Source organism: Flavobacterium salilacus subsp. salilacus (assembly GCF_004634195.1).
GTDB lineage: Bacteria > Bacteroidota > Bacteroidia > Flavobacteriales > Flavobacteriaceae > Flavobacterium > Flavobacterium salilacus.
Genome location: NZ_SKBP01000003.1, coordinates 104,546 through 130,877 on the forward strand (window position 1 = coordinate 104,546; position 26,332 = coordinate 130,877).

Annotated in this window: 25 protein-coding genes and 1 tRNA gene; 14 read left to right on the forward strand and 12 right to left on the reverse strand. The window is 38.8% G+C overall.

The window, feature by feature from the left end; all coding sequences use genetic code 11:
- Positions 1 to 164: 164 nt before the first annotated feature.
- Together E0W68_RS05220 and E0W68_RS05225 are read right to left on the reverse strand one after the other, a co-directional pair.
- The gene (locus tag E0W68_RS05220; RefSeq protein ID WP_135218362.1) at positions 165 to 1,070 is read right to left on the reverse strand and encodes an alpha/beta fold hydrolase; all 906 of its coding nucleotides are present in this window, start codon (positions 1,068 to 1,070) and stop codon (positions 165 to 167) included.
- A 332-nt stretch (positions 1,071 to 1,402) separates the two neighbouring features.
- Positions 1,403 to 1,774 carry a winged helix-turn-helix transcriptional regulator gene (locus E0W68_RS05225; protein WP_135218363.1) on the reverse strand — a complete coding sequence of 124 codons (372 nt, stop codon included), beginning with the start codon at positions 1,772 to 1,774 and terminating at the stop codon, positions 1,403 to 1,405.
- 124 nt (positions 1,775 to 1,898) lie between these two features.
- On the opposite strand from E0W68_RS05225, the gene E0W68_RS05230 reads away from it, so the two are divergent.
- The 6 genes from E0W68_RS05230 to E0W68_RS05255 all read left to right on the forward strand — a co-directional run bounded on the left by E0W68_RS05230 (position 1,899) and on the right by E0W68_RS05255 (position 6,236).
- The gene (locus E0W68_RS05230) at positions 1,899 to 2,693 is read left to right on the forward strand and encodes an SDR family oxidoreductase (protein ID WP_135218364.1); all 795 of its coding nucleotides are present in this window, start codon (positions 1,899 to 1,901) and stop codon (positions 2,691 to 2,693) included.
- A gap of 117 nt (positions 2,694 to 2,810) precedes the next feature.
- Positions 2,811 to 3,134, forward strand: a complete 324-nt coding sequence (locus tag E0W68_RS05235) for a nuclear transport factor 2 family protein (protein WP_135218365.1) — start codon at positions 2,811 to 2,813, stop codon at positions 3,132 to 3,134.
- A 102-nt stretch (positions 3,135 to 3,236) separates the two neighbouring features.
- A complete protein-coding gene (locus E0W68_RS05240; protein WP_135218366.1) occupies positions 3,237 to 3,548 on the forward strand; it encodes a hypothetical protein in 312 nt (103 codons plus the stop codon).
- A gap of 234 nt (positions 3,549 to 3,782) precedes the next feature.
- Positions 3,783 to 4,652: an AraC family transcriptional regulator gene (locus E0W68_RS05245; protein ID WP_135218367.1), complete on the forward strand. Its 870-nt coding sequence runs from the start codon at positions 3,783 to 3,785 to the stop codon at positions 4,650 to 4,652.
- Positions 4,653 to 4,737: 85 nt separating this feature from the next.
- The gene (locus E0W68_RS05250; protein ID WP_135218368.1) at positions 4,738 to 5,151 is read left to right on the forward strand and encodes an OsmC family protein; all 414 of its coding nucleotides are present in this window, start codon (positions 4,738 to 4,740) and stop codon (positions 5,149 to 5,151) included.
- A 95-nt stretch (positions 5,152 to 5,246) separates the two neighbouring features.
- Positions 5,247 to 6,236 carry an alpha/beta hydrolase gene (locus E0W68_RS05255; protein WP_235831826.1) on the forward strand — a complete coding sequence of 330 codons (990 nt, stop codon included), beginning with the start codon at positions 5,247 to 5,249 and terminating at the stop codon, positions 6,234 to 6,236.
- A 103-nt stretch (positions 6,237 to 6,339) separates the two neighbouring features.
- Here E0W68_RS05255 and E0W68_RS05260 read toward each other — a convergent pair whose 3' ends face one another.
- Positions 6,340 to 7,083, reverse strand: a complete 744-nt coding sequence (locus E0W68_RS05260; RefSeq protein WP_135218370.1) for an SDR family NAD(P)-dependent oxidoreductase — start codon at positions 7,081 to 7,083, stop codon at positions 6,340 to 6,342.
- 105 nt (positions 7,084 to 7,188) lie between these two features.
- Here E0W68_RS05260 and E0W68_RS05265 point away from each other — a divergent pair, with 105 nt between their 5' ends.
- Positions 7,189 to 7,530, forward strand: a complete 342-nt coding sequence (locus E0W68_RS05265; RefSeq protein ID WP_135218371.1) for a winged helix-turn-helix transcriptional regulator — start codon at positions 7,189 to 7,191, stop codon at positions 7,528 to 7,530.
- A gap of 20 nt (positions 7,531 to 7,550) precedes the next feature.
- Positions 7,551 to 8,564, forward strand: a complete 1,014-nt coding sequence (locus E0W68_RS05270) for an LLM class flavin-dependent oxidoreductase (RefSeq protein WP_135218372.1) — start codon at positions 7,551 to 7,553, stop codon at positions 8,562 to 8,564.
- A 394-nt stretch (positions 8,565 to 8,958) separates the two neighbouring features.
- Here E0W68_RS05270 and E0W68_RS05280 read toward each other — a convergent pair whose 3' ends face one another.
- On the reverse strand, positions 8,959 to 9,324 hold the full coding sequence (locus tag E0W68_RS05280; protein WP_135218373.1) for a winged helix-turn-helix transcriptional regulator: 366 nt from the start codon (positions 9,322 to 9,324) through the stop codon (positions 8,959 to 8,961).
- A gap of 112 nt (positions 9,325 to 9,436) precedes the next feature.
- Here E0W68_RS05280 and E0W68_RS05285 point away from each other — a divergent pair, with 112 nt between their 5' ends.
- Positions 9,437 to 10,042 (forward strand): FMN-dependent NADH-azoreductase, encoded by a 606-nt coding sequence (locus tag E0W68_RS05285; RefSeq protein WP_135218374.1) that lies wholly within the window; start codon positions 9,437 to 9,439, stop codon positions 10,040 to 10,042.
- 152 nt (positions 10,043 to 10,194) lie between these two features.
- Here E0W68_RS05285 and E0W68_RS05290 read toward each other — a convergent pair.
- The 3 genes from E0W68_RS05290 to E0W68_RS05300 all read right to left on the reverse strand — a co-directional run bounded on the left by E0W68_RS05290 (position 10,195) and on the right by E0W68_RS05300 (position 12,987).
- Positions 10,195 to 10,276 (reverse strand) — tRNA-Tyr (locus E0W68_RS05290).
- A 186-nt stretch (positions 10,277 to 10,462) separates the two neighbouring features.
- Positions 10,463 to 11,488, reverse strand: coding sequence for a TlpA disulfide reductase family protein (locus E0W68_RS05295; RefSeq protein ID WP_135218375.1), 1,026 nt, complete (start codon positions 11,486 to 11,488; stop codon positions 10,463 to 10,465).
- An 89-nt stretch (positions 11,489 to 11,577) separates the two neighbouring features.
- Positions 11,578 to 12,987, reverse strand: a complete 1,410-nt coding sequence (locus E0W68_RS05300; RefSeq protein ID WP_135218376.1) for an MBL fold metallo-hydrolase — start codon at positions 12,985 to 12,987, stop codon at positions 11,578 to 11,580.
- Positions 12,988 to 13,315: 328 nt separating this feature from the next.
- Between E0W68_RS05300 and E0W68_RS05305 the strand changes: the two genes are divergently transcribed.
- Positions 13,316 to 14,590 (forward strand): Glu/Leu/Phe/Val family dehydrogenase, encoded by a 1,275-nt coding sequence (locus tag E0W68_RS05305; RefSeq protein ID WP_135218377.1) that lies wholly within the window; start codon positions 13,316 to 13,318, stop codon positions 14,588 to 14,590.
- Between the two features lie 73 nt (positions 14,591 to 14,663).
- Here E0W68_RS05305 and E0W68_RS05310 read toward each other — a convergent pair whose 3' ends face one another.
- Both E0W68_RS05310 and arsC read right to left on the reverse strand, forming a co-directional pair.
- Positions 14,664 to 17,213 (reverse strand): outer membrane beta-barrel family protein, encoded by a 2,550-nt coding sequence (locus tag E0W68_RS05310; RefSeq protein WP_135218378.1) that lies wholly within the window; start codon positions 17,211 to 17,213, stop codon positions 14,664 to 14,666.
- Positions 17,214 to 17,303: 90 nt separating this feature from the next.
- Positions 17,304 to 17,645: an arsenate reductase (glutaredoxin) gene (gene arsC / locus E0W68_RS05315; RefSeq protein ID WP_135218379.1), complete on the reverse strand. Its 342-nt coding sequence runs from the start codon at positions 17,643 to 17,645 to the stop codon at positions 17,304 to 17,306.
- A 77-nt stretch (positions 17,646 to 17,722) separates the two neighbouring features.
- Between arsC and E0W68_RS05320 the strand changes: the two genes are divergently transcribed.
- The gene (locus tag E0W68_RS05320) at positions 17,723 to 18,625 is read left to right on the forward strand and encodes a CPBP family intramembrane glutamic endopeptidase (protein ID WP_135218380.1); all 903 of its coding nucleotides are present in this window, start codon (positions 17,723 to 17,725) and stop codon (positions 18,623 to 18,625) included.
- Between the two features lie 16 nt (positions 18,626 to 18,641).
- Entirely contained in the window at positions 18,642 to 19,688 is a 1,047-nt protein-coding gene (locus E0W68_RS05325; RefSeq protein WP_135218381.1) for an AMP-binding protein, read from the forward strand.
- Here E0W68_RS05325 and E0W68_RS05330 read toward each other — a convergent pair.
- From E0W68_RS05330 to E0W68_RS05340, 3 genes are all read right to left on the reverse strand, one after another.
- The gene (locus E0W68_RS05330) at positions 19,685 to 21,307 is read right to left on the reverse strand and encodes a M1 family metallopeptidase (protein WP_135218382.1); all 1,623 of its coding nucleotides are present in this window, start codon (positions 21,305 to 21,307) and stop codon (positions 19,685 to 19,687) included. The two genes, E0W68_RS05325 and E0W68_RS05330, sit on opposite strands and share 4 nt — an antisense overlap.
- Positions 21,308 to 21,385: 78 nt before the next feature.
- Positions 21,386 to 23,014, reverse strand: coding sequence for an acyl-CoA carboxylase subunit beta (locus tag E0W68_RS05335; RefSeq protein WP_135218383.1), 1,629 nt, complete (start codon positions 23,012 to 23,014; stop codon positions 21,386 to 21,388).
- A 177-nt stretch (positions 23,015 to 23,191) separates the two neighbouring features.
- Positions 23,192 to 24,307 carry a hypothetical protein gene (locus tag E0W68_RS05340; RefSeq protein ID WP_135218384.1) on the reverse strand — a complete coding sequence of 372 codons (1,116 nt, stop codon included), beginning with the start codon at positions 24,305 to 24,307 and terminating at the stop codon, positions 23,192 to 23,194.
- Positions 24,308 to 24,594: 287 nt separating this feature from the next.
- On the opposite strand from E0W68_RS05340, the gene E0W68_RS05345 reads away from it, so the two are divergent.
- Together E0W68_RS05345 and E0W68_RS05350 are read left to right on the forward strand one after the other, a co-directional pair.
- A complete protein-coding gene (locus E0W68_RS05345) occupies positions 24,595 to 25,239 on the forward strand; it encodes a DUF47 domain-containing protein (protein ID WP_135218385.1) in 645 nt (214 codons plus the stop codon).
- A 24-nt stretch (positions 25,240 to 25,263) separates the two neighbouring features.
- The gene (locus tag E0W68_RS05350) at positions 25,264 to 26,322 is read left to right on the forward strand and encodes an inorganic phosphate transporter (protein WP_135218386.1); all 1,059 of its coding nucleotides are present in this window, start codon (positions 25,264 to 25,266) and stop codon (positions 26,320 to 26,322) included.
- Positions 26,323 to 26,332: the final 10 nt, after the last annotated feature.

The window sequence follows — 26,332 nt, forward strand, 5'->3', positions numbered from 1 at the left end:
AGCCCCTGATTGGGGGTTATAAAGAAAAGCAAGGGATATTCTGTAAAGTATTTTTTATGAGGCTCGCCTCATAAACATATTGTTTTATAAGGCTTATTATTAAGGTCGGCTTTTAAAGACCGACCTGTTTAGTGTTATTTAAGGTTACGGAACAATTAACGGAATTATTGTTTGGCAAACTTTTCAAGTTCTGTATTGAACTTTACCATTTCTTCGATAAACAGCGCATGCCCACTGTTCTCAAACTTGACGATATAAGAATTTTTGATGCCTTTATGCAATTCTTCGGCAAATACAAAATCACAAAGTTTATCTTTTGTACCATGGAAAATAGCTACCGGCACCTTGATTTTTGACAAAGAGGGGCGCAGGTCAAGGTCACGTAAGGCGATAATTGACTGTGTAGTAGCATAAGGCGATGCATCGGCACTAATATTTGCCAGCCATTGTGCCATACCGTCAGAAATTGCATTTTCAGAAGCGGGGAAAGCTTTACCAAAATCTTCAATAAGCTGTTGCCTGTTAGTCCTTGTTACTTCAATCAGTCCTGCCGCGGCTTCATCTGTAGCGCCATACGGGAAACCTTCACGCTGTTTCCACGAGGGGGCAGCTGCGGCAAACAGTGCCAGTTTAGATACATGTGCGCCATCATATTTAGCCATATAATGCAACACTACAGCCCCACCCATAGAAAAACCGCCAAGTACGGCATTTTCTACCTTTAATTTATCCAGTACTGTTTTAATATCATCCGAAAAAACATCAAAATCATATCTTCCGTAAGGCCTGTCAGATTTTCCGAACCCCCTCATCGATATCCCTATAACGCGGAATCCTTTTTCTACAAAATACTGGTACTGATATTCATACATTTCATCATTAAGCGGCCATCCGTGAATGAGTACAATAGGTTGTCCGTTACCCAAATCGGTTACATGCAGTTTTACGTTAGGCTCAACTTCTATATACTCTAATCTTCCCGCTGATGCGGCAGACCTTTTGGACTGTGCGGTTACCTGGTTAAATACAAATACACTTAAAATACTAAGGGCTAAAATTAATTTTTTCATTGTTTTATTTTTTTAATGTTATTACTAAATGTTTACAGTGCAAAGATGAAGAGAATGCACGTGCCGAAAAATGGAGAAAAGGCAGGTATGATTGTACATTTTTCCTTTTGTAGCAATTATAAGCACATTGATGCATACATAAATGTGCATAACCCTAAAAAGAGCCTGTTTGTATTTTGTGCATATAAGCGTGCCCGCTTGCTGTAAAGCCGAGTAAATTCAATTTGAGGAGAATGGGTAAGCCGTGATTAAACAGAAGAAAAAAGGGGATAATTACCTGTGTAATTAAAGTTGTGGCTTATCCGGAATATAATAGTATCGGTGTGCGGGCATCAATCTTTGTTGGTATCTGTAAATTTTTTTGATATAAGTGCCTTTAGCCGTTCCTGGTGTGTATCTCCCCAATCTCCTAAAGTGCCGATAACAGGAATAAGGCTTTTGCCAAACTCGGTAAGGCTGTATTCTACTTTTGGCGGTACAACCGGATAAATTTTACGGGTAACGAGTTCATGGTCTTCCAGTTCTTTAAGCTGTACATTTAAAACTCTTCGTGAAGCATCGGGTATTTTACGCTGAAGTTCGCTTGGTCTTTGGTGCCCTTCATTAATAAACCATAATAAACGCATTTTCCATTTGCCATACAATACCTCGCCGATAAGGTCGAGTCCGCAGTTAAGGTTCGGGATTATTTTTCTCTCATACATAAAGCAAAATTAAGCCTATGTACCCTAATGTGCAATACGGGATAAATTTATCCCTATGCAAATCATAAATCCGTACTTGTGAGAAACTTACATACTTCTGAAATTTGTACAAAACAAATAAAAAATGGAACAGTTAAGTAATTATAGCAATGAGCTATCCGGTAAAATTGCCTTAGTAACAGGCGGAACCAAAGGAGCAGGAAGAGCCATTGCCGAACGTTTAAAAAATGCCGGAGCAAAGGTAATTATTACTGCAAGGCAGCAGCCTGAAGTACCGAATGAGGACCTTTATTTTATTTCGGCTGACCTTAGTAAGACCGAAAGTGCGCACAGGGTTGCCCGCGAGGTAATTGAAAAATTTGGTAAGCTGGATATCCTTATAAATAATCTTGGAGGCTCTGAAACTCCCGGAGGAGGATTTTCAGTATTAACAGATAAGGACTGGGAGGAAACCTTACAAACCAACCTGTTGGCGCCTGTAAGGCTGGACAGGGAGTTTTTACCTCAAATGCTCATTCAAAAAAGTGGTGTTATCATACATATAGCATCCATACAGGGCAAATTGCCTTTACACGATTCTACTTTGCCTTATGCTGCTGCAAAAGCAGGACTTATCAATTACAGCAAAGGCTTATCAAAAGAGGTTTCTCCTAAAGGCATAAGGGTATTAACCGTTTCGCCCGGATGGATAATGACAGCATCATCAGTAAGGATGATGGAACGGATTTCTGAAAGCTCCAACATTTCTATGGAGCAAGCCACACAAAGTGTTATGGATGCATTGGGAGGGATTCCAATCGGACGACCTGCACAACCTGAAGAAGTTGCCGAACTGGTTGGTTTTTTGGTCTCTCCGAGGGCAAGCTACCTTACCGGTACAGAGTATGTAATAGACGGAGGTACTATACCTACTGTTTGATATTGAGAACTGTCAATACCGGTAGCAGGATAAAATGGTGTCTTACATAGATACCCGGTATCCTTGATGAAGGAATTTAATAGAAAAAAATGTATTAATCGTAAAAATTGATAAATTATGAACTTACCAAAAGTAATCGCAGATTTATTAAAAGCACAGGAAAACAGAGACAGTGCTGCTTTTGTGGATTGTTTTACTGAAACTGCAAGGGTTTTTGACGAAGAAAAAACACATACAGGTAAAGAAGAAATTAAGGCATGGATGGAAAAGACTACCGGAGAATACAATATGGTAATGAATCCGATAGGCTTCGAGGGTGATAAAGAAGCAGGGGTTTTTATAACAGAGGTATCGGGAACATTTCCGGGCAGCCCTATTGTTTTTAAGTACAATCTTGAGTTCGACGGAGATTTTATCCATTCACTGGAAATCACTACTTAATTGTAATAAAAAAGGTTTAGTCCTGGGTAGCAATGCAAACAGGACTAAACCTATATTTGTTTCAGACTATTGGAGAAATATATTCTATACTGTATTTTCACGGTGAAATTATTCAAAGTCCAAAGTGTAGGAATTAATTATAATATATTAGCCTTTACAATGATAACCGGTAAATATTACTTATACTTCTTATTATGTCTGTTTGCTGTAAGTAATAGTATTTACGGTCAAAACGATGAAAGCTTGACGATAACCTCCCTGGCAGACCGTGTACATCCTGCACCGGAAGCGATTTTTGATAAGTTTCGTCAGGCAGGCATGCATCCGGTGAATCATCTCCTTACACATGCAGAAAAGGCAAAAGTGACGGAAGCATTTTCAGAATTACCACCCCTGCATAGTTCCTATTGTTAATATGTAGTCATTCTTCTTTTAATATATAATCGTTGCAATAGGAGGGAGGTACAGCACCACAATAAATATCGGTCGGAATTTAGTTAAACAGTTAAGTGAACTGGTAGTCTCCCCAAAAAATATCTTTCAACGTGGTATAATAGTCATAGATTATTTATTACCTTCCTATCCATATTAAAGTTAGTTATTTAGTATTTACTTTGAGTTTTTCAAAACAGTATTTACATTTAGACAATGTCAACACAGCTATTTCAATCCAATTACCAGCGTTTAGGGTTCATCCCTTTTACATCAGCTTCTATTGAATTACTGAACAGTCATCAGTTTGATGGGTACATTAAGATAGTATATGCCCCGCAAGGAGTGCGGGTAAATATTGACTTTAATGATTACCATACAGAGGCGCCTACACTTTTTTTTATCAATAGTAACCAGTATGTAAAGTTTTTTGATTTGGGAGTTGGTGAAGGATATTTTATGTATTACAACCGGGATTTTTATTGTGTACAAATACACGATGCAGAGGTGGCGTGCGATGGATTGCTGTTTAATAATATCTACCAAATGCCAAAAACGGTATTAAATACCAAAGAAGATAGCATCATACAAACCATTTTAGTACAGATGGAAGAGGAATTTGAATTGGATGCTTCCACCCGGGAAGAGATGCTGCGCATTTACCTGAAGCAAATTATCATCCGGGCTACCCGTATTTGGAAGACCCAACATCTGGGTGTTCTGGAAAGTCAACCCTATCAGGAAATTGAGTTTTTTAGAGAGTTTAGCCGTTTGGTAGAAATACATTACAGATCGAAACACTTGGTAGCCGATTATGCCGAATTATTAGGCATAGCCCCCAAAACCCTAACCCATAAGTTTAAGAAGTTTGAATTACCTGCCCCCAACGAGGTTTTGAAAGACCGTATTTTACTGGAGGCAAAGCGATTGTTAATACATACCGGTTTAAGTGCCAAACAAATCGCGTATGATTTAGGATATGATGATCCTGCTTATTTTAATCGACTTTTCAGCAAGAAAATAGGCGATGCCCCTAACATTTTTCGCAAAAAATACCTCGAAAGGAAAAATGTACAATTAGAATAGGGTTATATCCATTTTTAGCAGCTTTACACGGTTATATCTTTGACCTATCAAATTAACTGATGGTTTAATTAAAAAAATAAAAGATATGAAACGTAAAGCACAGGCCGTTTGGAACGGCAGTATTAAAGAAGGAAAGGGGCATTTAACTACAGGGAGTACCGTTTTAAACCAAACCCAATATTCATTCAATAGCCGATTTGCCGAGGGAATTGGTACCAATCCGGAAGAATTGTTGGCAGCAGCTCATGCCGGCTGTTTTAGCATGAAACTAAGTTCAGACCTTACCGAAGCAGGGTATGAGGTTACCGAAATTAAAACCAATTCCACCATAACCTTAGATGGAGGTAAAATAACCCTTTCAGTATTGGACTTAGAGGCAATTGTTCCGGGAATTGATCAAGCTGCTTTTCAAAAGATAGCTGAAAATGCCGAAGCTACCTGTCCGGTAAGTGGCGCTTTCAATTTTGAAATTATCCTGAACGCACAGTTAAAAAAATAATCAATAACCTTAAACATACAGTAATGAAAACAATATATCCTATTTTTAAAACGCTAGTTATAGCTTTAGTAATAATTTTAACAACAAGTAACGTTATGGCACAAGTAGAAAAACGTCCGTACCACGGACAACAAGACCCGCAAATAAGTAAAGGCATTAAAGAATTTCTCAACGCTTTAAATACGGGTGGTGGCGCACCACTGGAAACCTTAAAGCCTCAAGATGCAAGGCAGATCCTGGTGGGAGCACAAAAATCTGTAGTAGTAGATTATTCCGGTATTGAGGAATCTGAGAAAACAATTACGCAGGACGGTTATACTGTTACCCTGCACATTGTAAAACCTAAAGGTGCTAAGAAAGATATACCGGTATTTATGCTTTTTCACGGAGGCGGATGGGTACTGGGTGATTACCCCACGCATAAAAGACTGGTACGCGATTTAGTAGTTGCCAGTGGTGCAGCAGCCGTATTCCCTGACTACACCCCATCTCCGGAAGCACAATATCCTATAGCCATTAATCAGGCATATGCCGCCACTAAGTGGGTAGCAGCGCACGGTACAGAAATAGGAATAGACGGCAAAAACCTGGCGGTTGTTGGTAACAGCGTTGGGGGTAATATGGCCGCAGTGGTAGCCTTAATGGCTAAAGACAAAAAGGGTCCTGAAATTAAACTACAAGTGTTGTTATGGCCTGTAACCGATGCTGATTTTACCCGACCATCTTATACCTTATATGCTCAGGAACGTTTTTTAACTACCCCATTAATGCAATGGATGTGGAATAATTACTTACCTGATGTAGAGAAGCGTAAAGAAATTTATGCATCGCCCGCTCAAGCTAGTTTAGCCCAATTGCAGGGTTTACCACCCACATTGATCCAATTAGCAGAGAATGATATTTTATATGATGAAGGACTGGCTTATGGTAGAAAATTGGATGAAGCGGGAGTACCCACAACCGTTACCACTTACAACGGAATGATTCACGATTATGGGTTATTAAACCCTATAGCAGACGAACCGGCTGTAAAAGTAGCCATATTACAAGCAGCGGTAGTTATTAAAGAGGCCTTAGTCAGATAAATAAGTTATTAACCATAGGGTACTTTACTACCGGCTTGATAAGAAAGGGATAATCACAACGGTTATCCCTTCTTGTTTTTATTTATAAGTAAGCAGCCAAAGTTTATTTCATCATATAGGTAAGAGCACCACCATCAACAGTAATATCTGCACCGCTTATAAAGCTTGCCGCATCGGAACAGAGGAAAAGTACTGTGTTTGCAATTTCATCGGCCGTACCTAAACGCTGAAGTGCGGTAGATGCCGCTAAATTTGCTTTGGCTTCAGGAGTAGCAACTCCATCCAGTCCCGGTGTTTGTATTGGACCCAGGCTAACAGTATTAACACGAATTTTTCTTTCAGCAAGTTCATTTGCTGCAATCTGGGCAATCTTGTTTATTGCGCCCTTTGTAGCGGAATATATACCGGTACCTGCACCGCTGGCAGTTGCCACTATGGACGATGTAAATACCACCGATGCACCATCAGCCAAGTGTGGCAGTAACTTTTGAAGTGTAAAGAAATGCCCTTTCACATTGGTGTTAAACTGTGCATCAAAATCAGCTTCAGTGGCATGTTCAATTGGCTTAAACGTGGCAATAGCTGCGTTTAGAAAAAGTACATCCAGTTTTTTTCCGTTTTCCGCAACATAGTTTTCCAAAACTGATATACCATCCAAGTTGGAAGTGTCCGATACTAAGGTCTTTAAATTCGGACTGTTGATTGCTGAAGCAGCCTTTTGCAGGTTGTCGGCGCTTCTTCCGGTAATTACTACGTTTGCCCCTGCATTAATAAATGCTTTTGCGGTAGCTAAACCTATTCCGGTACTACCGCCTGTTATTACTACATTTTTGTTTGTTAAACTCATTTCTGAAATTTTTAAATTATTATGATACAAATTTAGAGGAGTTTAATTTATTAATGTAACTTTGTAACTAAAAGTAACAGTAACTATAGAGTAACCAGGTAACTTATGACAGAAAATGTATGCCACAAGAAGGAAATAATGGCAATCCATGATACTATGGATGTGTTGGGCGGTAAATGGAAAATATCCATAATATCTACCATGTGCTATTACAACAAAAGGCGTTTTTCCGATATCTTAAACGACCTTAACGGTATATCTAACAAACAATTAAGCAAGGAGCTGAAAGAGCTGGAACAGAACAAACTTATCAAACGTACCGTGTTGGACACCCAACCCGTGTCAGTACATTATAACCTTACGGAATACGGATGGTCTTTACAAAGCCTTATTCATGACCTTGCAGCTTGGGGCGTAAAACACAGGCAGGTAATAATAGCCGAGTAAGTACAGAATCATTTAAAAATATGGAAACAACAAATAATAAAACAGCCTACTCGATACTGGATCTTGCCATTGTATCGAGTGGTGTAACAATAGCCCAAACATTTAAAAACAGCGTTGACCTTGCCCAAAATGCGGAAGAAATGGGGTACAAGAGGTTTTGGTTGGCAGAACACCATAATATGGTACACGTAGCCAGTGTGGCCACATCGGTGCTTATAGGTCATATAGCAGGAAATACCAAAACTATCCGTGTAGGTTCGGGAGGTATTATGCTGCCCAACCATTCACCGCTTATAGTGGCAGAACAGTTTGGTACACTTGGCACACTATATCCTGACCGTATTGATTTAGGCTTGGGCAGGGCGCCGGGTACTGACCAGCTAACGGCACATGCCATACGGAGTGACAGGATGCAGGCGGTTAATAATTTTCCCGGTGAAATTGAGCAGATACAGGCGTACTTTTCAAGAGAGAACGAATGGGAGCCTGTACGGGCTGTAGTAGCCGAAGGTATAAACGTTCCCCTGTATATTTTAGGCTCCAGCCTGGACAGCGCACACCTTGCCGCAAAGATGGGATTGCCTTATGCCTTTGCGAGCCATTTTGCCACCGGGCTGCTAAATGAGGCTTTACATATTTACAGGAAAGAATTTCAGCCTTCACCATACCTTGACAAACCTTATACCATTGCAGGGGTTAATGTAATTGCGGCTGATACCGATGACGAAGCCGAGAGGAATTTTACCTCTGTAATTCGGATGTTCCTGGGGATACTGACAGGAAAAAGGGAGCCTTTGCAACCCCCTATGGAAATGACCGATGAACTGATGATGATACAGCACAACCCTGCAGTACGCGAAATGCTCAAATACTCTTTTGTGGGCAGGAAAGAAGCTGTGGCTAAGCAGGTGGACAAGTTTTTGCAGGAAACCGGTGTAGATGAGCTTATGGTGGTTTCTAACATGCATGCGCATCAGGACAGGATAAACTCGTACCGGATTTTGTCGGAGATCATAAAGGAGCGAAATAATTAATAAACAGGGGTATGAAAAAATAGGATTTTTATCATTCGGGCAATGGGGGTGACCATCCTTCCTACCAAACCCGCACGGTGGCCGATGCATTACTGCAATCTATCGACCTGGCTTTTGCAGCAGAAGAAATAGGATTGAATGGCACTTATATTTATTAATATTCTTGAATTTCAAGAGTGCACAGCACCGAAATTAATTACTGCGTAAATAATGTTTTAATCTCTTCACCACTTTAAAGTCTCTATTTTAAACATTGGTCAGATTCAGCAAACAAAAAGGTTAAAAGGCGTATGTCTTAGTAATTCAGTAGCTTTTGGCAGCTAATGCATTCCTTTGCTTCTCTTCATCCGTATTCATTTTTTTGAAGCCAAACCCTGGTGCTCACACGTTTTGTTTAAATTTTACCTTTTACCTTGTTTCTGTGGTTCTCGCCCCAATGGCTTAATTCAGCCAGAATATTTTTCAGGGTATGGCTATAGGCAGTAGCTTCATAAACAATTCTTACCGGAGTTGTGGGGTACACATTACGTTGGATGAGGAAATTTAATTCCAGGTCTTTCAGTTCATTGGCCAATACTTTTGGCGAAATGCCTTTTATTTCTTTCTGAAGTTCATTAAAGCGCTTTGGGGACTGCATAAGACAAAGTACTAAGGGCAATTTCCATTTTCCATTCAGCACATACATCGCATCAAAAACGTTTTTAAGCGCTCCCGCACATTCTTCCCTGCCGGGAAGTGTTTTGTTTTCAATTGTTTCCATATAGCAAAGATAGTGACTTCCCTAAAAGTAACCGCTTTCCATTAGGTAACTACTATACTCTACATACTCTACAGCGATACCTTTGTTCTTGAAAATAAATCATTTTATACCTATGAAACAAATCCTTCATATTAAATCAAGCCTGATGGGTAAGGATTCCTACAGCATAAAATTAGGAGACGCTATAGTGGAACAAATTCAGGAAAAATACCCCGACAGTACTATTGAAGAGTTAAACCTGGTAGAGAGCAAATTGCCTCATCTTACCCCGGAGGTGTTAAGTACATTCTTTATCCCTGCAGGGCAAATGACCGAAAAAGACTGGCAATCTATTCATCTTTCCAACCAACTCGTTGAGCAGTTAATGAGAGCTGATATTATCGTAATAGGCGCCCCGCTTATCAATTTTACAATTCACTCCTCACTAAAAGCATGGATTGACCATATCACCCGGGCTGGGGTCACTTTCGGATATGGGGAAGATGGCCGTCCTGTCGGAAAGGTTACAGACAAAAAAGTATATGTAGCCATGGCATCCGGTGGTATTTATTCAGAAGGGCCAGGCAAAGCCAACGATTTTGTTGCCCCTTACCTGAGAGCCTTTCTTGGTTTTCTAGGTATGACCGACCTCACAGTATTCCGGGCCGAAGGGCTGAAAGTACCCGGCGTCAAAGAAACGGCTATGGAAAAAGCGATAGCGGGTATTGTAATTGAATAGTTGTTTTATCTGGCATTGTATGGCAAAATGAACGCCTTTGGGTAACCAAAGGCTTTTGTGCTTTTTTATAAATTCTGATGAAGTGCAGGGAAATAAAAAAACCTGCAAAATCATTGATTTTGCAGGTTTTTTGTAAATTTTAAGCCTTTTTGTGGGGAGAGCAGGATTCGAACCTGCGAAGACATAGTCAGCAGATTTACAGTCTGCCCTCGTTGGCCGCTTGAGTATCTCCCCAAATTTCCATTTGCAATATCACAAAAACTGTATTGTTAATTGCGGTTGCAAATATAGTGTTGTTTTTTTATTAAACAAATATAAATTTCTCTATTTCTGTAAGTATTATATAAACTATTGTAGGTTAAATAAATAAAAAATCTCCATAGGAGATTTTTTATTTATTACTGTATATTAAAAGAGGGGTTATTCGCCCAAAAGCTCTTTTACTTTAGCTTTTAGCTCTTCTCCTCTAAGGTTTTTAGCAACTATTTTTCCTTTGGCATCCAAGATAAAAGTAGCCGGTATCGACTGTACGCCATATTGTTTTGCAATAGGGTCTTCCCAAAACTTTAGGTTAGAGATATGGCTCCAGGTAAGGCTATCTTCGGCAATTGCTTTTTTCCATGCTTCGCCATCTTTATCTAAAGATACTCCTATGATGTTAAGCCCTTTGTCATGCAATTCATTATACATGGCTACAACATTAGGGTTTTCCATTCGGCAAGGTTTGCACCAAGAAGCCCAAAAATCGATAATGGTAACTTTGCCCATAGCATTTTTTAATGATACAGTGTTGCCTTCGGGATTAGGAGCGGAAAAATCGGGAGCTGTACTGCCTATGCTTGTGGTAAACAGATTTCCTATTTCTTTACCTTCTTTTGTGTTTTTTACTTCAGTATCAAGACCGTCATATAATGCTTTAATCTCAGATTCTTCCAACTGTCTTGACCTCATTAATTGGTCAATTATGAAAACATTTATATATGCTTTTGGGTTTTCCTTTACAAACTTAGTGTTAGATGCAACTATGTCCTCCAGGCTTGAGTTTTTCTTCTGATGATCTTTCATCAACTCAGAGTAGTTGTAAAACTGCTCATTATTGAATGTTCCGCCTATTTTTGAACTACGCAGCGTATCTTTATTTATGGCTATGGTAATATTTCCTTTCTCCAGTATAAAAGTTGCTTTTTGTGTAGGTATTCCTTCAATAGAAAGAAATGATAACGATGGCGCAGATACGGTATCTTTAAATACAAACTTTCCGTTTTCTATTTTTACGGTATCCACAGGCATAATACCCATATAGCCTCCTTGTTTTTCAAGGATTATATTTTTGCCGTCCATAGAGGCATCTGCTACAGTACCTGTAATTTCATATTCATTTTCGGCTAACTTATTACAAGATATAAAAGCTGCTGAAAAAGCAAGGAGTAAAAGAATTTTTTTCATAATTATTATTGTGGTTTTAATGCTGCAAAAGTATTTAAAATTCGGTTTGTTACAGCTTTCCCCCGAAAGTTAATTTTAATGCTCACTGTTTATGCAGGCTCTGCAGTATTGAGCGTTGTTTTTACAGCAGTATTTTTAATACCGCCAAACCCTTTTTCTATATTAATCATATTGTGGTAGCCTCTTGCTTTTAATATAGAAGCCATTATTACAGAGCGGTATCCTCCGGCGCAATGCAGGTAAAAATCTTCCTCTTTAGGCACTGCTGCCAGTTGCTCGTTTACAAAGTCCAGAGGTATGTTTACAGCATCCGGTATATGGCCATTGTCATACTCACTTGGTTTGCGCGAATCTACTACTATTTTCTTATGCTGTGCATAAGCTTCGGCAAATGTTTCGGGAGTTACCGAACGGACACTATCTGTTTCATAACCTGCCGATACCCATGCTTTCATACCCCCACTAAGATAGCCAAGCGTGTTATCAAAACCTACCCTTGCCAGTCGGGTAATAGCTTCGGTTTCTTTACCTTCGGGTGTTACCAATAGTAAAGGCTGTTTAACATCGCGTATTAAAGCACCTACCCATGGGGCAAAACCGCCGTTAAGTCCTATAAATATACTGCCCGGTATATGTTGGTCTGCAAAATCAATTTCGTTTCTTACATCAAGTATTATAGCTTCTGATGTTTCTGCTGAGGCTTTAAATTCTTGTGGTGTAAATGCCTTGAGTCCTTTGCTTATTACGGTATCAAGACTGTCATATCCCTGTATATTGAGCATTACATTTTGAGGGAAGTAGGCGGGTGGGGCGCCCAGCCCGTCAAGAAGCTCTTTTATAAACTCCTCTTTAGTCATATCGGCACGCAGTGCGTAATTTGTCTTTTTTTGGTTACCCAGCGTGTCAGTAGTTTCTTTACTCATGTTTTTACCGCACGCGCTTCCTGCACCATGGCTTGGATATACTGTAATATCATCCGGCAGGGGCATGATTTTATTCCGCAATGAGTCATATAAGTGCGATGCCAGCACATCCTGCGTAAGTTCCTCCGTGAGGGCTTGCGCCAAATCAGGACGACCTACATCGCCAATAAAAAGTGTATCGCCTGTTATTATACCCTGCATTTTGTTGTTCTCATCAATAAGCAGGTAGCAAGTACTCTCTAATGTATGACCGGGCGTGTGTATCGCTTTTATAGTATAGTTACCAACTTTAAACTCCTGTCCGTCAATAGCGATAAGCGCTTCAAAATTAGGCTCTGCTGTTGGTCCATATACAATCTGCCCGCCTGTTTTATCAGCCAAATCAATATGCCCTGATACAAAATCAGCATGAAAATGTGTTTCAAATATATATTTTATGGTAGCATTGTCTTTGGCAGCCCTTTCAATATAAGGTTGTACTTCTCTAAGCGGGTCAAATATAGCAGCCTCTCCATTACTCTCTAAGTAATATGCAGCTTGGGCTATACAGCCTGTATAAATTTGTTCGAGTTTCATTTTAACTAAAAAATTGTATAACCACAAATATACCAAAATCTGTTTTGGCAAAAGACTAAATATAGCTATCCTTGCTATATTATGTTATATTTAACTAAAACCAATATTTTGACTCATTATAACCTTATTTATTTACAGTATTGTATATAATGTATTTTCCTGAGGTTTATAATTGTTAAAATTGATGCAATGATAATTTTAACGAGGTGTTTTTAAAAAATTATCAACACAGCCTATTAGGTTATCATAAACTTGCTATATATTTGTATGCTTTTTTAAAAGCTAAAAACTAACAGTATATCAACATAAGGTTGTAACTTAATAATATATGGCAACAGCAGTAAAGCCCAGAGTGGGCATGTATGAGAATGTTAAAAACCAGTTTGAAAAAGCTGCGGAGGTTATGAAACTGGATGAAAGTGTAAAGAAAATCCTATCCATAACCAACAACGAAATAGTTGTACATTTTCCTGTAAAAATGGATAATGGAACAGTAGAAGTATTTACAGGATACCGTGTGCAGCATAACAATGCCTTAGGTCCTTATAAGGGAGGATTGAGGTATCACCCAACGGTAGATATTGATGCTGCAAGGGCACTGGCTACCTGGATGACATGGAAAACATCTTTAGCAGGGCTTCCTTACGGCGGGGGCAAAGGAGGGATACAAATAGACCCAAAACAATATTCGCAAGCCGAACTGGAAAGAATAACCAGAAGGTTTACTTATGCTCTTGGCGATAATATAGGGCCGGAACACGATATACCCGCACCGGATGTTAATACCAACGCACAAATGATGGCTTGGATAGCCGATACTTATATGTCAACCAAATCGCCATCGGAGCGTTCTAAAAACCAACACGTTGTTACGGGTAAACCTGTAGGATCGGGCGGATTGGAAGGTCGAGACAGGGCTACGGGCTTTGGTGTAGTGGTAACATTAGAATCTTGGGCTAAAGTGAAAGGGACAAGTCTTGAAGGTAAAAAATATATAGTACAGGGCTTTGGTAACGTAGGCTATTGGGCTGCTCACTTTATGCACAAAAATGGTGCTATATTAGTTGGAGTACAGGATGCCACCGGAACAATATATAACCCCGAAGGGATAGACCCTGAATCGTTATTCCGTTACCAAACGGAAAATGCTACTATAACCGGATATACCGGTAGTCAGGATTACAAAACAGAAGATTTTTTTGGTATTGAGTGCGATATTATTATTCCTGCTGCATTGGGTAACCAAATAACGGCAGAGAATGCAGCAAGCATTAAAGCACAGGTTGTTGCCGAAGGCGCCAATGGTCCTGTTGATACTGATGGTGAAATAATATTACTTGAAAAAGGAATAGACATGATACCGGATATTCTTTGTAATTCAGGTGGCGTTATCGGTAGTTATTTTGAATGGCTTCAAAACCGTAATGGTGAGATATGGACTATGGATGATGTGATTGTAAAGCTGAGAAAAAAACTCGAAGATGCTTTTAATAAAGTTATCACTACATCAGTACAATATCAAACCGATTGGAGAACGGCAGCTTACATACAGGCTTTAACCCGTATAGAAATGGCATACAAACAAAGAGGTATATTTCCTTAATGTATATTACTTTATAATAAAAAAGGGTATCCGTTTTAGGATACCCTTTTTTATTATACTAATTTGTATATTTCTATTTTCCTCCCATAAAATCGTCACCACCTTCTCCTTGCTGTTCGCCACGTTGCTCACGTTGTTGTTTGTCATTTTTACCGGTGTTAAAGCGATAGGTAAATGACAGGGTTACTTGTCTTTCCCTCCATTGCATTTCGGTATAAGAATCTACCTGGGGAAGGCTGGTACTAAGCTTTCTTTTTCTGGAGTTAAATATATCGCTCACATTAAGGCTCACAGTAGCTCGCTCTTTAAAGATATCTTTACTTATGGCGGTATTTGCTGAAAAGATGCCCTTGTAATCGCTTTGTGCATTTTTACTGGGACCTCTGTAGTCAGCATTAAGTTGCCAGTCTATTTTTAACGGCAGATTTACTTTTGAGTTTATACGGGTAAACCAGCTATAGTTTGTGTTATCAAAGTTTTGAGTTACTATTTCGCCCTGAAAATCGGTATAGGTATAATCGCCATCTATTTCGTTTCTGAAAAAGTTGAAGTTAGTATTTAATCTCCACCATCTGTATGGCGTGTAGTTAATGTTAAATTCAAAACCGAAACGATACTCTTTGGCAAGGTTAATAGGTGTGGTTAATATAACCGGTGTTCTGATATCCGCGCCATCAATAATTTCGACAACCTCATTATTTTCGTCAACAATATCAGCTCCGCCTACTGTTTGAGTTACAAAGTCGCCCGATTCTCTGCGTACAAACTGGAAAGAGTCGTCAGTAACGTTGATATATGCCGAAGTACCAAATGTAATTTTATCCCATTTTTTAAGGAAGCCCAAATCAAATGCATTCGTCATAGATGGATTAAGATCGGGGTTACCCGTAAAGATATTAATGTTACTGGCAAGGCTTGAAAACGGGTTGATGAAACGCCCTCTGGGTCTGTTTATACGACGGCTGTAACTAAGGCTTACGCTTGTACCTTCGGTAAACTCATAGGTAAGAAAAGCACTCGGAAAAAAGTTATTATACTTTTTGTTATTATAATCATCATTACTAAGCAGGTTTACTTCTATATCAGAGTCTTCCCAGCGTAATCCTAATAAGTACGAGAATTTACCAAACTTAGAGCCATACTGCATATATACAGCATTTACATATTCTTTATATTCCAGCAGGCTGGTGTAGTTAGGATCTGTAACCCAAACACCACTTTCCAGCGACTCCGTTTTAGCATTTGTGGTGAAATCAACAAAACTACCGCGATATCCTGCTTCAAACTGGCTTCCTTCGTTAAAAGGCAATACATAGTCGGCTTGTATCAGGCTTCGTTTTTCGTCTTCATCATTAAGGGTTCTTTGGTAGGTATTATCAACATCGGGGGTAGTAGTACCCAGTACCACATCATCTATTTGTGCGGTTTCATAATCTGTATTTTTTGCATATGATCCGTTTATGGTAAGCTCATGTCCGTCCTCATTAAATTTCTTTAAAAGATTGGTAGAAAACTGAATGTTGTCATCTTCTTCATCCTCAAGATTATAACGGTAACGGGTTTTATCATAGGTACCATCAGCAGTATAATAATCATAATAAGTATCAGTTGGGTTATCGCCATCACTGCTTCTTAGGTTAACAGAGTTTGTCCATGTAGTGCTTTTATCAAGAAATAAATCGATACCAAAACTGGCATTATACCCTTTTTGCTTTCTTTCGTTATCTCTTTTTTCATTTACAAAGCTGGTGGTGTTACCCTCCTCATCAAAATATTCAGCATCGGTAAAATAATTTCCGGGGCTGTTTCTGTAATTGTACCCTAAATTGGAGAACAGGTTATAGTTGTCGCTCCTGTAGTTAAGGTTAGCACTGATACCGTGATTATCAGGATAACCGGTATTTGCGACTATAGATCCGTTAAAGCCATTCGCCTTTCCTTTTCGTAATACAATATTTATGATACCACCGCCACCTTCGGCATCATAACGTGCAGAAGGGTTGGTTATAACCTCAACCTTTTCCACAGAGTCCGCAGGAAGCACCCGTAACACTTCAGCAATATTACTACCGGCAAGATTCGACGGTCTTCCGTCTATCAGTATCGTTACACTCTCATTACCTCTCAGGCTTACATTACCCTCTACATCTACTGATACCGAAGGTACATTGTCCAGTACATCACTTACGGTTCCGCCTTTTACAATCATATCCTGACCTACATTATATACCCTTTTATCGAGTTTAATATCAACGGTAGAACGCTCGGCAACAATTTCTATTTCGTTTAGCAGTGTGGCATCAGGCGCCATAGCCGTAGTGCCAAGATTTACATCAGCATTTATAGCTTTATTGTTGATAACAGTTGATTTGAATGAAATAAAATCGAATTTTATATTGTATGTACCGGGCGGAACTTCTATGCTATATCCACCGTTTACATCGGTAAGACCGCCGTTTACGGTTATATTATCTGTTGTTTGTATGGTTACTGTTGCAAATTCGAGTGGTTGTTTATTCTCCTGTTCTATAACTTTCCCTGTTATTTTTACTTTTTGCTGTGCAAATGTAAATGCAGACGACAGTACAAGAAACAGTACAAGTGCAGTATGTAATTTTTTCATGAAGTATATATCTATATAAATGTATAAATTTAGTAGCCTGTAAGACCTCAAAAACTATGACAGGTTTAAAGGTTTAATATTAAAACTTTGTTAAAGTATTGATTTGATATTTTCGGCAGGGCGTGCTATTACTGCTTTATTACCATTTACTACTATGGGGCGTTCTATAAGGTTGGGGTGTTGCACCATTGCCTCAATAACAGCATCATCGGTAAGTTCTTTACCTTTGTATTGCTCTTTCCAAATGGTTTCTTGTTGCCGAACAAGCGCTATGGGGCTGATGCCCAGTTTTTTGATAAGCTCTGTAAGTTCTTGTTTGTTTAATGGCTCGTTCAAGTATTTTATAACAGTAAAAGGTTTATCTTGTAGCCCCAGTAATTGCAGCCCTTCACGCGATTTGCTGCATCTTGGGTTATGGTATATTGTTAGCATAAATTCTTTTTTGCAAAGAAAACTATTAATAATCAAAATAGAAGTATATTAGTCCAATTCTAAGATTTAATTAACGAATGTTTATAAAAAAGGCGTACTCTAAGGATTTTGACTTTGTAAAATACCTGCCCATACCTTTAGTTTTCTTGGGGCTTATTGTATTAAACTATGTAGTTATTGCGGTGCTTAATATAGATGTAGAGCAGCTATTGCGCGAAGAGATTGCTAAAAAAGGAGCGAACAGGGTATTTATAGAAGCTTTGCTACCTATGGCTGTGCTTTTAGGAATACTGTTACTATGGGTAAAGTATGTGCAAAAGCAGCGTATAACGAGTCTTACTACCGCGCGGGAAGATGTGGACTGGAAACGTATTTGGTTTTCCTTTGGGCTGTGGGGCGGAATTACAGTATTGCTTACAGGTATTGCTTATGTAACCGGACCTGAAAATTTTGAATTCAACTTTAAACCCATACCTTTTGCCATACTCGCCGTTACCGCTATACTGATGGTACCCCTCCAGACCAGTTTTGAAGAATATCTTTTCAGGGGATATTTAATGCAGGGCATTGGCATAGCTACCAGAAGCAGATTGATACCGCTTGTGGTTACTTCAGTATGTTTCGGACTTATGCATATAGCCAATCCCGAAGTAGGCAAACTGGGGTATATACTGTTACTCTATTATGTAGGTACGGGTTTTTTCTTAGGGATTATAACACTAATGGACGATGGTATAGAACTTGCCCTCGGTTTTCATGCAGCAAATAATCTTATTTCGGCACTACTGGTAACTTCTGACTGGACTGCTTTTCAAACAGATTCTATACTGAAAGATATGTCCGAACCATCGGCAGGATTTGATATATTCATACCGCTTGTTATATTATATCCAATTCTTTTAGTTATCTTTAGTAGAAAATATGGCTGGAGTAACTGGAAAGAAAAGCTTACAGGACGTATTCAACTAACCCAAGATTAACTAAAGCGATATAACTATGAAAGAGCCGGATTATCATTTTGTACACAACAGTTTTAAACTGAATGGCTTTCATCTTACTGAAGATGATTTGTGCCGAATAGCCTATAGTTTTATTAAAGAAGGAGAACCTTATGAAAGGGCTGTGGGCGATTTTATACTCGACTGGTTTGATAATAAAGACTATATAACCATGCAAACTTCCGGCACAACGGGTTTGCCTAAAATGATAGATGTAGATAAACAGGCAATGGTAAACTCGGCATTGGCTACAGGACGATTTTTTGACCTCGATCCTAAAATACAAGTGTTACATTGTTTGCCCACGCAGTATGTAGCCGGAAAGATGATGCTGGTAAGAGCCTTTATACTGGGGTGGGAGCTTGACCTGGTAGAACCTGTAGCAAACCCTTTAGAGCGCGGCGATACAGTATATCATTTTGCTGCAATGGTACCTTTGCAGGCACAACACTCGTTAAATCAATTACACAGGGTAAAAAAACTGATACTGGGCGGAGCTAAAGTAAGCCAGGCATTATCTGAGCAGTTGAAGGAAGTTTCTACTGAAATATATGAAACTTATGGCATGACCGAAACCATAACGCATATAGCGGCAAAAAGGGTAGGAGAAGAGGCTTTTACGGTATTGCCTAATGTGAGAATAAGTCAGGATGAAAGGCAGTGCCTTGTGATTGACCCTTATATGATATGTGACGAGCCTGTAGTAACCAATGATATAGTTAAGATAGTTAATGACCAACAGTTTATATGGCTGGGCAGGTATGATAACGTTATTAATAGCGGAGGGGTAAAACTTTTCCCCGAACAGATAGAGGAAAAACTTTCCGGACGTATACAAGGGCGTTACTTTGTAAAGGGTGTACCCGATGAAAAACTGGGCGAAAAACTTGTACTGGTTGTAGAAGGCAGTCCGTATGAAATAGATAAAAAAGTATTTTCGAAACTAAACAAGTTCGAAAAGCCGAAAGAGATATTATTTATAGAAAAATTTGCCGAAACTGCTTCGGGTAAAATAATACGCGATAAAAGTATGGCAACTGCCTAAAGCTTTTGCACTTTTATATAAAACTTATTTGCGAGGACCTCTACATCATCGAGGTCTTCAACTTTATCTATAAACTTATCATCCCATGTAGTAGTAGGTTGTAAGCGTATTTCATTATCATTTACAACAATATCTACAGGCATGGCAAAATCCTTTTCATCGGTTTTCCAACGGTAGCACAGTAATCCTTTATGCATTTTAAACTCAAGCACCGGTATAGTTGTATGTTTAAGATATTGGTTAAAAACAGGGGTAAGGTTTATACCGCTTTCGGTATTAAAAAAGTTTATTACCGTTTCGCTATCAATAATTTGTTTACGATACGTGTTGGCATATTTCAACAACATTGCCCACCATTTATCATCGTCATTAACAATATGGCGCAGGGTATTCAGCATCAATGAACCTTTAAAATACATATCGCCCGATCCCTCCTTATTAACCCCAAAAATCCCGATTATGGGTTTGTCATTTTGCACATTCATACGCTGTCCGTTAATGTACTTCATGGCTTTTTCATACCCATAACGGCACTCTACAAATACCGTTTCCGAATAGGTCGTAAAGCTTTCATGTATCCACATATCGGCAATATCGTTACTGGTAATACTGTTGCCAAACCATTCATGTCCGCTTTCATGAATAGTAATATAGTCAAACAGCATCCCCACACCGGAATAGGACATATCCATACCCCGGTAGCCTTTTTTGTAATTATTACCATAGGCAACTGCGCTCTGGTGTTCCATACCCAAGTAGGGCGTTTCTACCAGTTTATAACCATCTTCATAAAAAGGATATTTCCCGAATTTTGATTCAAAACATTCTATCATTGGTTTTACTTCTTCAAAATGCTTACGGGCTTTTTCTTCATTATCTTTTAAAACATAATAATCTAAATCCAGCCCGTTGATGTTGTCATGTATATGAGCATAGTCGGCTATGTTCAGGGTAATTGTATAGTTATTTATAGGGTTTTTTACTTCCCAGTCCCAACGGGTATAGCCATTGCCTAAATCTTCGCTGCCTGTAAATCGCCCGTTACTCACATTCATCAATCCGTTTGGCACAGCCACTTTTATGGTTGCACCGTTGTCAGGCTCATCCGTTTGGTGGTCTTTTACTGGATACCATAGGCTCGCTCCCGTACCCTGCACCGCAACGCCTATCCATGGTTTACCCTGATTGTCTTTACGAAAAACGAAACCGCCGTCCCAAGGCGCATTACGTGCTACTACAGGTTTACCACTATAGTAAAAGCGCAGTTGTTGCTCACTCCCTTTTTTCAGTTCGTTGTAAAAGGTTATGAATACCGCATCGTTATCTCTTTTATAAGCAAGTTTTTTGTTGTTGTAAATAATACTATCAACCTTCATATTTTCAAAAAGGTCGAGTTGAATGCGCTTCGTGTTTTCAACTATTTTAAAAGTAATGTTATTATACCCACTAATATATCGTTCATCAGGATTTACAGTTATATTGAGGTCATAGTGTTGCACATCAAACGAGGTGCGTTCAGGTCGTAAACCACCTTGCAGGCTGTCGCGCCTTGTATAGGTTTGTGCGTTTGCTGTTATAGCAAATGTTATGAACAAGAATAAAATGCAAAATTCCCTCATAATATTATAATTTTTAAACAAAAAACCTGCTGAACAATCAGCAGGTTAAGATATGAAATTTTACTTTATATTTTTTTATTATACCTGTATTACTCCAAGGTTAAATTGTTTTTCGATAGGAGCGTGGTTAGCCGCTTCTATACCCATAGATATCCATTTGCGGGTATCCAGCGGGTCTATAATAGCATCTGTCCACAGGCGTGATGCTGCATAGTAGGGCGATACCTGCGCATCATATCGTGCTTTCATTTTATCAAACAGTTCTTTCTCTTTCTTTTCATCTATTTCTTCGCCTTTAGCTTTTAGTGCCGATGCTTCTATTTGCATTAATACTTTGGCTGCCTGTGTACCGCCCATTACGGCAAGCTCCGCACTTGGCCATGCAAATATCAGTCGTGGGTCGTAGGCTTTGCCGCACATGGCATAGTTACCTGCGCCATAAGAGTTGCCCACTATAACGGTAAACTTAGGTACTACCGAGTTACTAACGGCATTTACCATCTTGGCACCGTCTTTTATAATACCACCGTGTTCTGATTTTGAGCCTACCATAAACCCGGTAACATCCTGAACAAATACTAACGGTATTTTCTTCTGATTGCAATTGGCTATAAAGCGGGTAGCCTTATCGGCACTGTCCGAATAAATAACACCGCCAAACTGCATTTCGCCTTTTTTAGATTTTACTACTTTACGTTGGTTGGCTACTATGCCTACTGCCCAACCGTCTATACGGGCATAGCCTGTAATAATGGTTTGCCCGTAGCCGGCTTTATATTCTTCAAATTCGCTGTTATCGGTTAATCGTTTGATGATTTCCATCATGTCATACTGCTCTGCTCTGGATTTTGGCAGTATGCCGTAAATATCTTTTTCTTCCAGAGCAGGCTTTTCGGCTTTTATGCGGTTAAAGCCTGCCTTGTCATAATCGCCTATTTTGTCAACGATATTTTTTATAGTATCCAGCGCATCTTTATCGTCTTTAGCCTTATAGTCGGTAACCCCCGATATTTCGCAATGCGTAGTAGCCCCGCCTAATGTTTCATTATCAATAGTTTCACCGATAGCTGCTTTTACTAAATAGCTTCCGGCAAGGAATATGCTGCCTGTTTTATCTACTATAAGAGCTTCGTCGCTCATTATAGGCAGGTAAGCACCTCCGGCAACACAACTGCCCATTACGGCTGCTATTTGCGTTATGCCCATACTGCTCATTATGGCATTGTTTCGGAAAATGCGCCCAAAGTGTTCCTTGTCAGGAAATATTTCATCTTGCATGGGCAGGTAAACGCCTGCACTATCAACAAGGTATATGATGGGCAACCTGTTTTCCATTGCTATTTCCTGAGCACGCAGGTTTTTCTTTCCTGTTATGGGAAACCATGCTCCGGCTTTTACAGTGGCATCATTAGCCACTACCATACATTGTTTGCCTTTTATATAGCCAATTTTAACCACAACGCCACCTGACGGGCAACCTCCATGCTCGGCATACATACCGTCGCCAACAAAAGCTCCTATCTCGATACTTTTACTGTCTTTGTCTAAAAGATACTCTATACGTTCGCGAGCCGTCATTTTGCCTTGCTCATGCAATTTGGCTATCCTTTTTTCGCCACCGCCCAGCTTTACCTGTGCCAGCTTACGTTTCATATCAGATAGTAAAAGTTTGTTATGGTCTTCGTTTTTGTTGAAGTTAATATCCATGGTATAATGCTTGGTTTTATTGATACAGTAATTTTGGATTGCTAAAATACGAAATCGTTTGATATTTGATATACTATGGTAACTCTACTTGATAAAAATATATTTTTCAGGCGGGAGTAATAAAAAAGAGCAGCACTTAAATAATGCTACTCTTTTTTATCGTGATATATTGTTGACTTATTGGAATCCTAAGAATACTAAAAGGTCTTCTCGAATGGCTGCATTTACGGTAGAAGCTAATATTAAAGAGATTACAAGACCTATTGTTGCAAATAAAAAATCTTTACCGATGATGCGCATGGCTTTCGTTTTATGTTTTTTACCTTTTTTAAGTCGTGCAAGGTTTATGGCTATTTCCCTGCCTCCTATAAGCCCCAGAAAAACCCAAGTGGTACTCATAGGTACAGTACTGATGAACAGTTTATAGATAAGGATAAGGGCATAGGTAAAATCAATAAGTGTTGCTGCCCTGACATCTGAAATACGTACTTTTTCGCTTACTACTTTTTGGATTTTATCTCCTCTCAGGTAAAATAGTAAACCAAGCCCCATGAATATCACTAAACTGAATATGATAAACTGTCCTGCGTCAAGCCTGCGGGGCAGGAATACTGCTATGTTAGCACCATCCTGCATTACCCATACCGACCATAGCATACCGCTTACCAGCCATTGGGCTACCATCCACATAGGGTGTATTTTTCGACTTTTAAATTTTTTGCGGATATATTTATATCCAAAGTACCATACTATTATAGATACTACAAAGGCTATAAAATAGCCCGATACACTTTTGGTTACCATGGATATGATACCGTCGGATGAAGAGCTGAATACACTAAGCATTAAAAATGTGGTAGATACCGGCATTCTTAAGCGTGTTAATATAAGCAGCACCAAAGGCGCCATGAGCATAAAGAACGAGAAGTTATCAGGATGGGGGTAACTGCTTGTTCCATCAGGTTTTAAAAGGCGTTGGTAGGTAACATCGCCATCAAAAATAACCCAGCTTATGGTTACCGTTATTAAAAATAATGTTCCTACATAAATCCAAAGGATGTACCACTTTTTATCTTGGTTACTTTCTATAAATGTTCCTAAAGATTGTATGCTGTCGTTAGATACTGTTGCATAGGCTGCGGTAAGAAAACCAATCCACATTGCTATTTGTGGCTGCCCGTAGAACAAAGCACTAAGTATAAAGATGACTAATATTAAAATTAAGAAATATTTTTCGTTGGAAAGCCTGCCGAATATGCCGGTAGGAGCAATTGATTTTTTTTTGTGTCTCATTTTTGTAAATGGAGGTTTAAACGCATTGCAAAAGTAGGGCACAATGCTTTTTATATCTTATAAGCCATTTTAAGTAATTGTTAAGCGATTCAGGACTTGTAAAAATTTTATACTTTTTTACCCAGAAGGTTTATAAATAGTTATATGATACAGAAGTATACTGTGTTACTAAACTTTTTATATTTTTAAATATATATTATCAAGACTAATTGAATAACTTTTAATTTTCAATTAATTAACTATATAATAACATTCCATGATTACTTTTGCTGCTTAAAACTATTTAAATGTCTATAAACAACATCTTTCAATTTCTTGTGCCTAAAGACAAGAAATTCTTTCCGCTATTTGAACAAGCAACTCAAAATTTAGTACTACTTGCAGAGAAGATGCACGAGGCGGTAAACACGCCAAAGGAAGAAAGAGAAGTATTTTTGATGGAAATAGAGCGTCTTGAAAATGTAATAGAAGGTATTACTCATCAAACCAATCTGGAACTTAGCCGCAACTTTATAACTCCTTTTGACAGAGAAGATATACATTCCCTAATATCTTCCATAGATAATGTGGCTGACTATTTATATGGCGCTGCCAACAGAATGCGTCTTTATCAGGTAGAAAATATCAGTAAATCTATAAGAAAAATGACTGAGATAAACCTCGAAGCCTGCCAGCTTATACAGGTTGCCGTTGCCGATCTTAAAGATATGAAGAACCTGAAAGGTATAGCTGATATTTGTAAACGAATTTATAAACTGGAAAGCAAATCAGATAATGTATTTGATAAGGCAGTAGCGGATATTTTTGAAAATGAAACAGATGCTATAAATATTATTAAATATAAAGAAGTATTGGCAGCACTCGAAACGGCAACAGATAAATGTAAAAGTGTAGCAAATGTTTTAGAAGCAATAACTGTAAAACATTCATAAAAACCACTTTTCAATCTGTTATTTATGACTTTACTTATTATAATCATAGTCTTAGCTCTTGTTTTTGATTTTATTAATGGTTTTCATGATGCTGCTAACTCTATAGCAACTATAGTGGCTACAAAGGTGCTTACACCGTTTCAGGCAGTATTATGGGCTGCTTTTTTTAACTTTCTGGCCTATTTTATTTCAAAATATTGGATAGGAGAGTTTAAAATTGGTAATACCATTGCAAAAACTGTTAGTGAAGATTTTATAACCCTCGAAGTTATTTTAGCAGGTATTATAGCTGCTATAACATGGAATTTACTTACATGGAAACTGGGTATTCCCTCATCATCATCACATACCCTTATCGGCGGTTTTATGGGGGCAGCACTGGCACATGCTTTTACTGTTGACGGGGCTGACTTGGCTACTGTAGTAAATTATGCTAAAGTAATACCCATAATACTGTTTATATTTATGGCACCATTAATAGGTATGATTGTAGCCTATTTTATCACGGTACTTATATTGAACATTTGCCGTAAGGCAAACCCTTCCAGAGCTGATAAATGGTTTAAAAGGCTGCAATTGGTATCATCAGCATTGTTCAGTCTTGGGCATGGTGCTAACGATGCTCAAAAGGTTATGGGTATTATTGGGGCAGCCGTAATATATTATCATACACAAATAGACCCTATGATAGAGTATCAAACTGCTGCCGACCCGTTTAAGTATTTTGTGCAGCACTGGGGCTGGGTACCGCTTACCAGTTTTGTTATGATTGCGTTGGGTACTATGAGTGGTGGTTGGAAAATTGTAAAAACAATGGGTACTAAAATTACAAAGGTAACATCTTTAGAAGGGGTTGCTGCCGAAACAGCAGGGGCTATAACGCTTTATACTGCCGAACATTTTGGTATTCCGGTATCTACCACACATACTATTACAGGTTCTATTATAGGAGTAGGTATTACCAAAAGGGTATCGGCTGTACGCTGGGGGGTAACTATTAGCTTGCTTTGGGCATGGATATTAACAATACCCGTGTCTGCTGTAATAGCGGCATTATTATACTATATTATCAGTATATTTTAAAATAAACTAA

Coding starts and splice junctions, on each gene's coding strand:
- E0W68_RS05220 (WP_135218362.1), bottom strand. CDS start 1,070: ATGAAAAAATTAATTTTAGCCCTTAGTATTTTAAGTGTATTTGTATTT.
- E0W68_RS05225 (WP_135218363.1), bottom strand. CDS start 1,774: ATGTATGAGAGAAAAATAATCCCGAACCTTAACTGCGGACTCGACCTT.
- E0W68_RS05230 (WP_135218364.1), top strand. CDS start 1,899: ATGGAACAGTTAAGTAATTATAGCAATGAGCTATCCGGTAAAATTGCC.
- E0W68_RS05235 (WP_135218365.1), top strand. CDS start 2,811: ATGAACTTACCAAAAGTAATCGCAGATTTATTAAAAGCACAGGAAAAC.
- E0W68_RS05245 (WP_135218367.1), top strand. CDS start 3,783: ATGTCAACACAGCTATTTCAATCCAATTACCAGCGTTTAGGGTTCATC.
- E0W68_RS05250 (WP_135218368.1), top strand. CDS start 4,738: ATGAAACGTAAAGCACAGGCCGTTTGGAACGGCAGTATTAAAGAAGGA.
- E0W68_RS05255 (WP_235831826.1), top strand. CDS start 5,247: ATGGCACAAGTAGAAAAACGTCCGTACCACGGACAACAAGACCCGCAA.
- E0W68_RS05260 (WP_135218370.1), bottom strand. CDS start 7,083: ATGAGTTTAACAAACAAAAATGTAGTAATAACAGGCGGTAGTACCGGA.
- E0W68_RS05265 (WP_135218371.1), top strand. CDS start 7,189: ATGACAGAAAATGTATGCCACAAGAAGGAAATAATGGCAATCCATGAT.
- E0W68_RS05270 (WP_135218372.1), top strand. CDS start 7,551: ATGGAAACAACAAATAATAAAACAGCCTACTCGATACTGGATCTTGCC.
- E0W68_RS05280 (WP_135218373.1), bottom strand. CDS start 9,324: ATGGAAACAATTGAAAACAAAACACTTCCCGGCAGGGAAGAATGTGCG.
- E0W68_RS05285 (WP_135218374.1), top strand. CDS start 9,437: ATGAAACAAATCCTTCATATTAAATCAAGCCTGATGGGTAAGGATTCC.
- E0W68_RS05295 (WP_135218375.1), bottom strand. CDS start 11,488: ATGAAAAAAATTCTTTTACTCCTTGCTTTTTCAGCAGCTTTTATATCT.
- E0W68_RS05300 (WP_135218376.1), bottom strand. CDS start 12,987: ATGAAACTCGAACAAATTTATACAGGCTGTATAGCCCAAGCTGCATAT.
- E0W68_RS05305 (WP_135218377.1), top strand. CDS start 13,316: ATGGCAACAGCAGTAAAGCCCAGAGTGGGCATGTATGAGAATGTTAAA.
- E0W68_RS05310 (WP_135218378.1), bottom strand. CDS start 17,213: ATGAAAAAATTACATACTGCACTTGTACTGTTTCTTGTACTGTCGTCT.
- arsC (WP_135218379.1), bottom strand. CDS start 17,645: ATGCTAACAATATACCATAACCCAAGATGCAGCAAATCGCGTGAAGGG.
- E0W68_RS05320 (WP_135218380.1), top strand. CDS start 17,723: ATGTTTATAAAAAAGGCGTACTCTAAGGATTTTGACTTTGTAAAATAC.
- E0W68_RS05325 (WP_135218381.1), top strand. CDS start 18,642: ATGAAAGAGCCGGATTATCATTTTGTACACAACAGTTTTAAACTGAAT.
- E0W68_RS05330 (WP_135218382.1), bottom strand. CDS start 21,307: ATGAGGGAATTTTGCATTTTATTCTTGTTCATAACATTTGCTATAACA.
- E0W68_RS05335 (WP_135218383.1), bottom strand. CDS start 23,014: ATGGATATTAACTTCAACAAAAACGAAGACCATAACAAACTTTTACTA.
- E0W68_RS05340 (WP_135218384.1), bottom strand. CDS start 24,307: ATGAGACACAAAAAAAAATCAATTGCTCCTACCGGCATATTCGGCAGG.
- E0W68_RS05345 (WP_135218385.1), top strand. CDS start 24,595: ATGTCTATAAACAACATCTTTCAATTTCTTGTGCCTAAAGACAAGAAA.
- E0W68_RS05350 (WP_135218386.1), top strand. CDS start 25,264: ATGACTTTACTTATTATAATCATAGTCTTAGCTCTTGTTTTTGATTTT.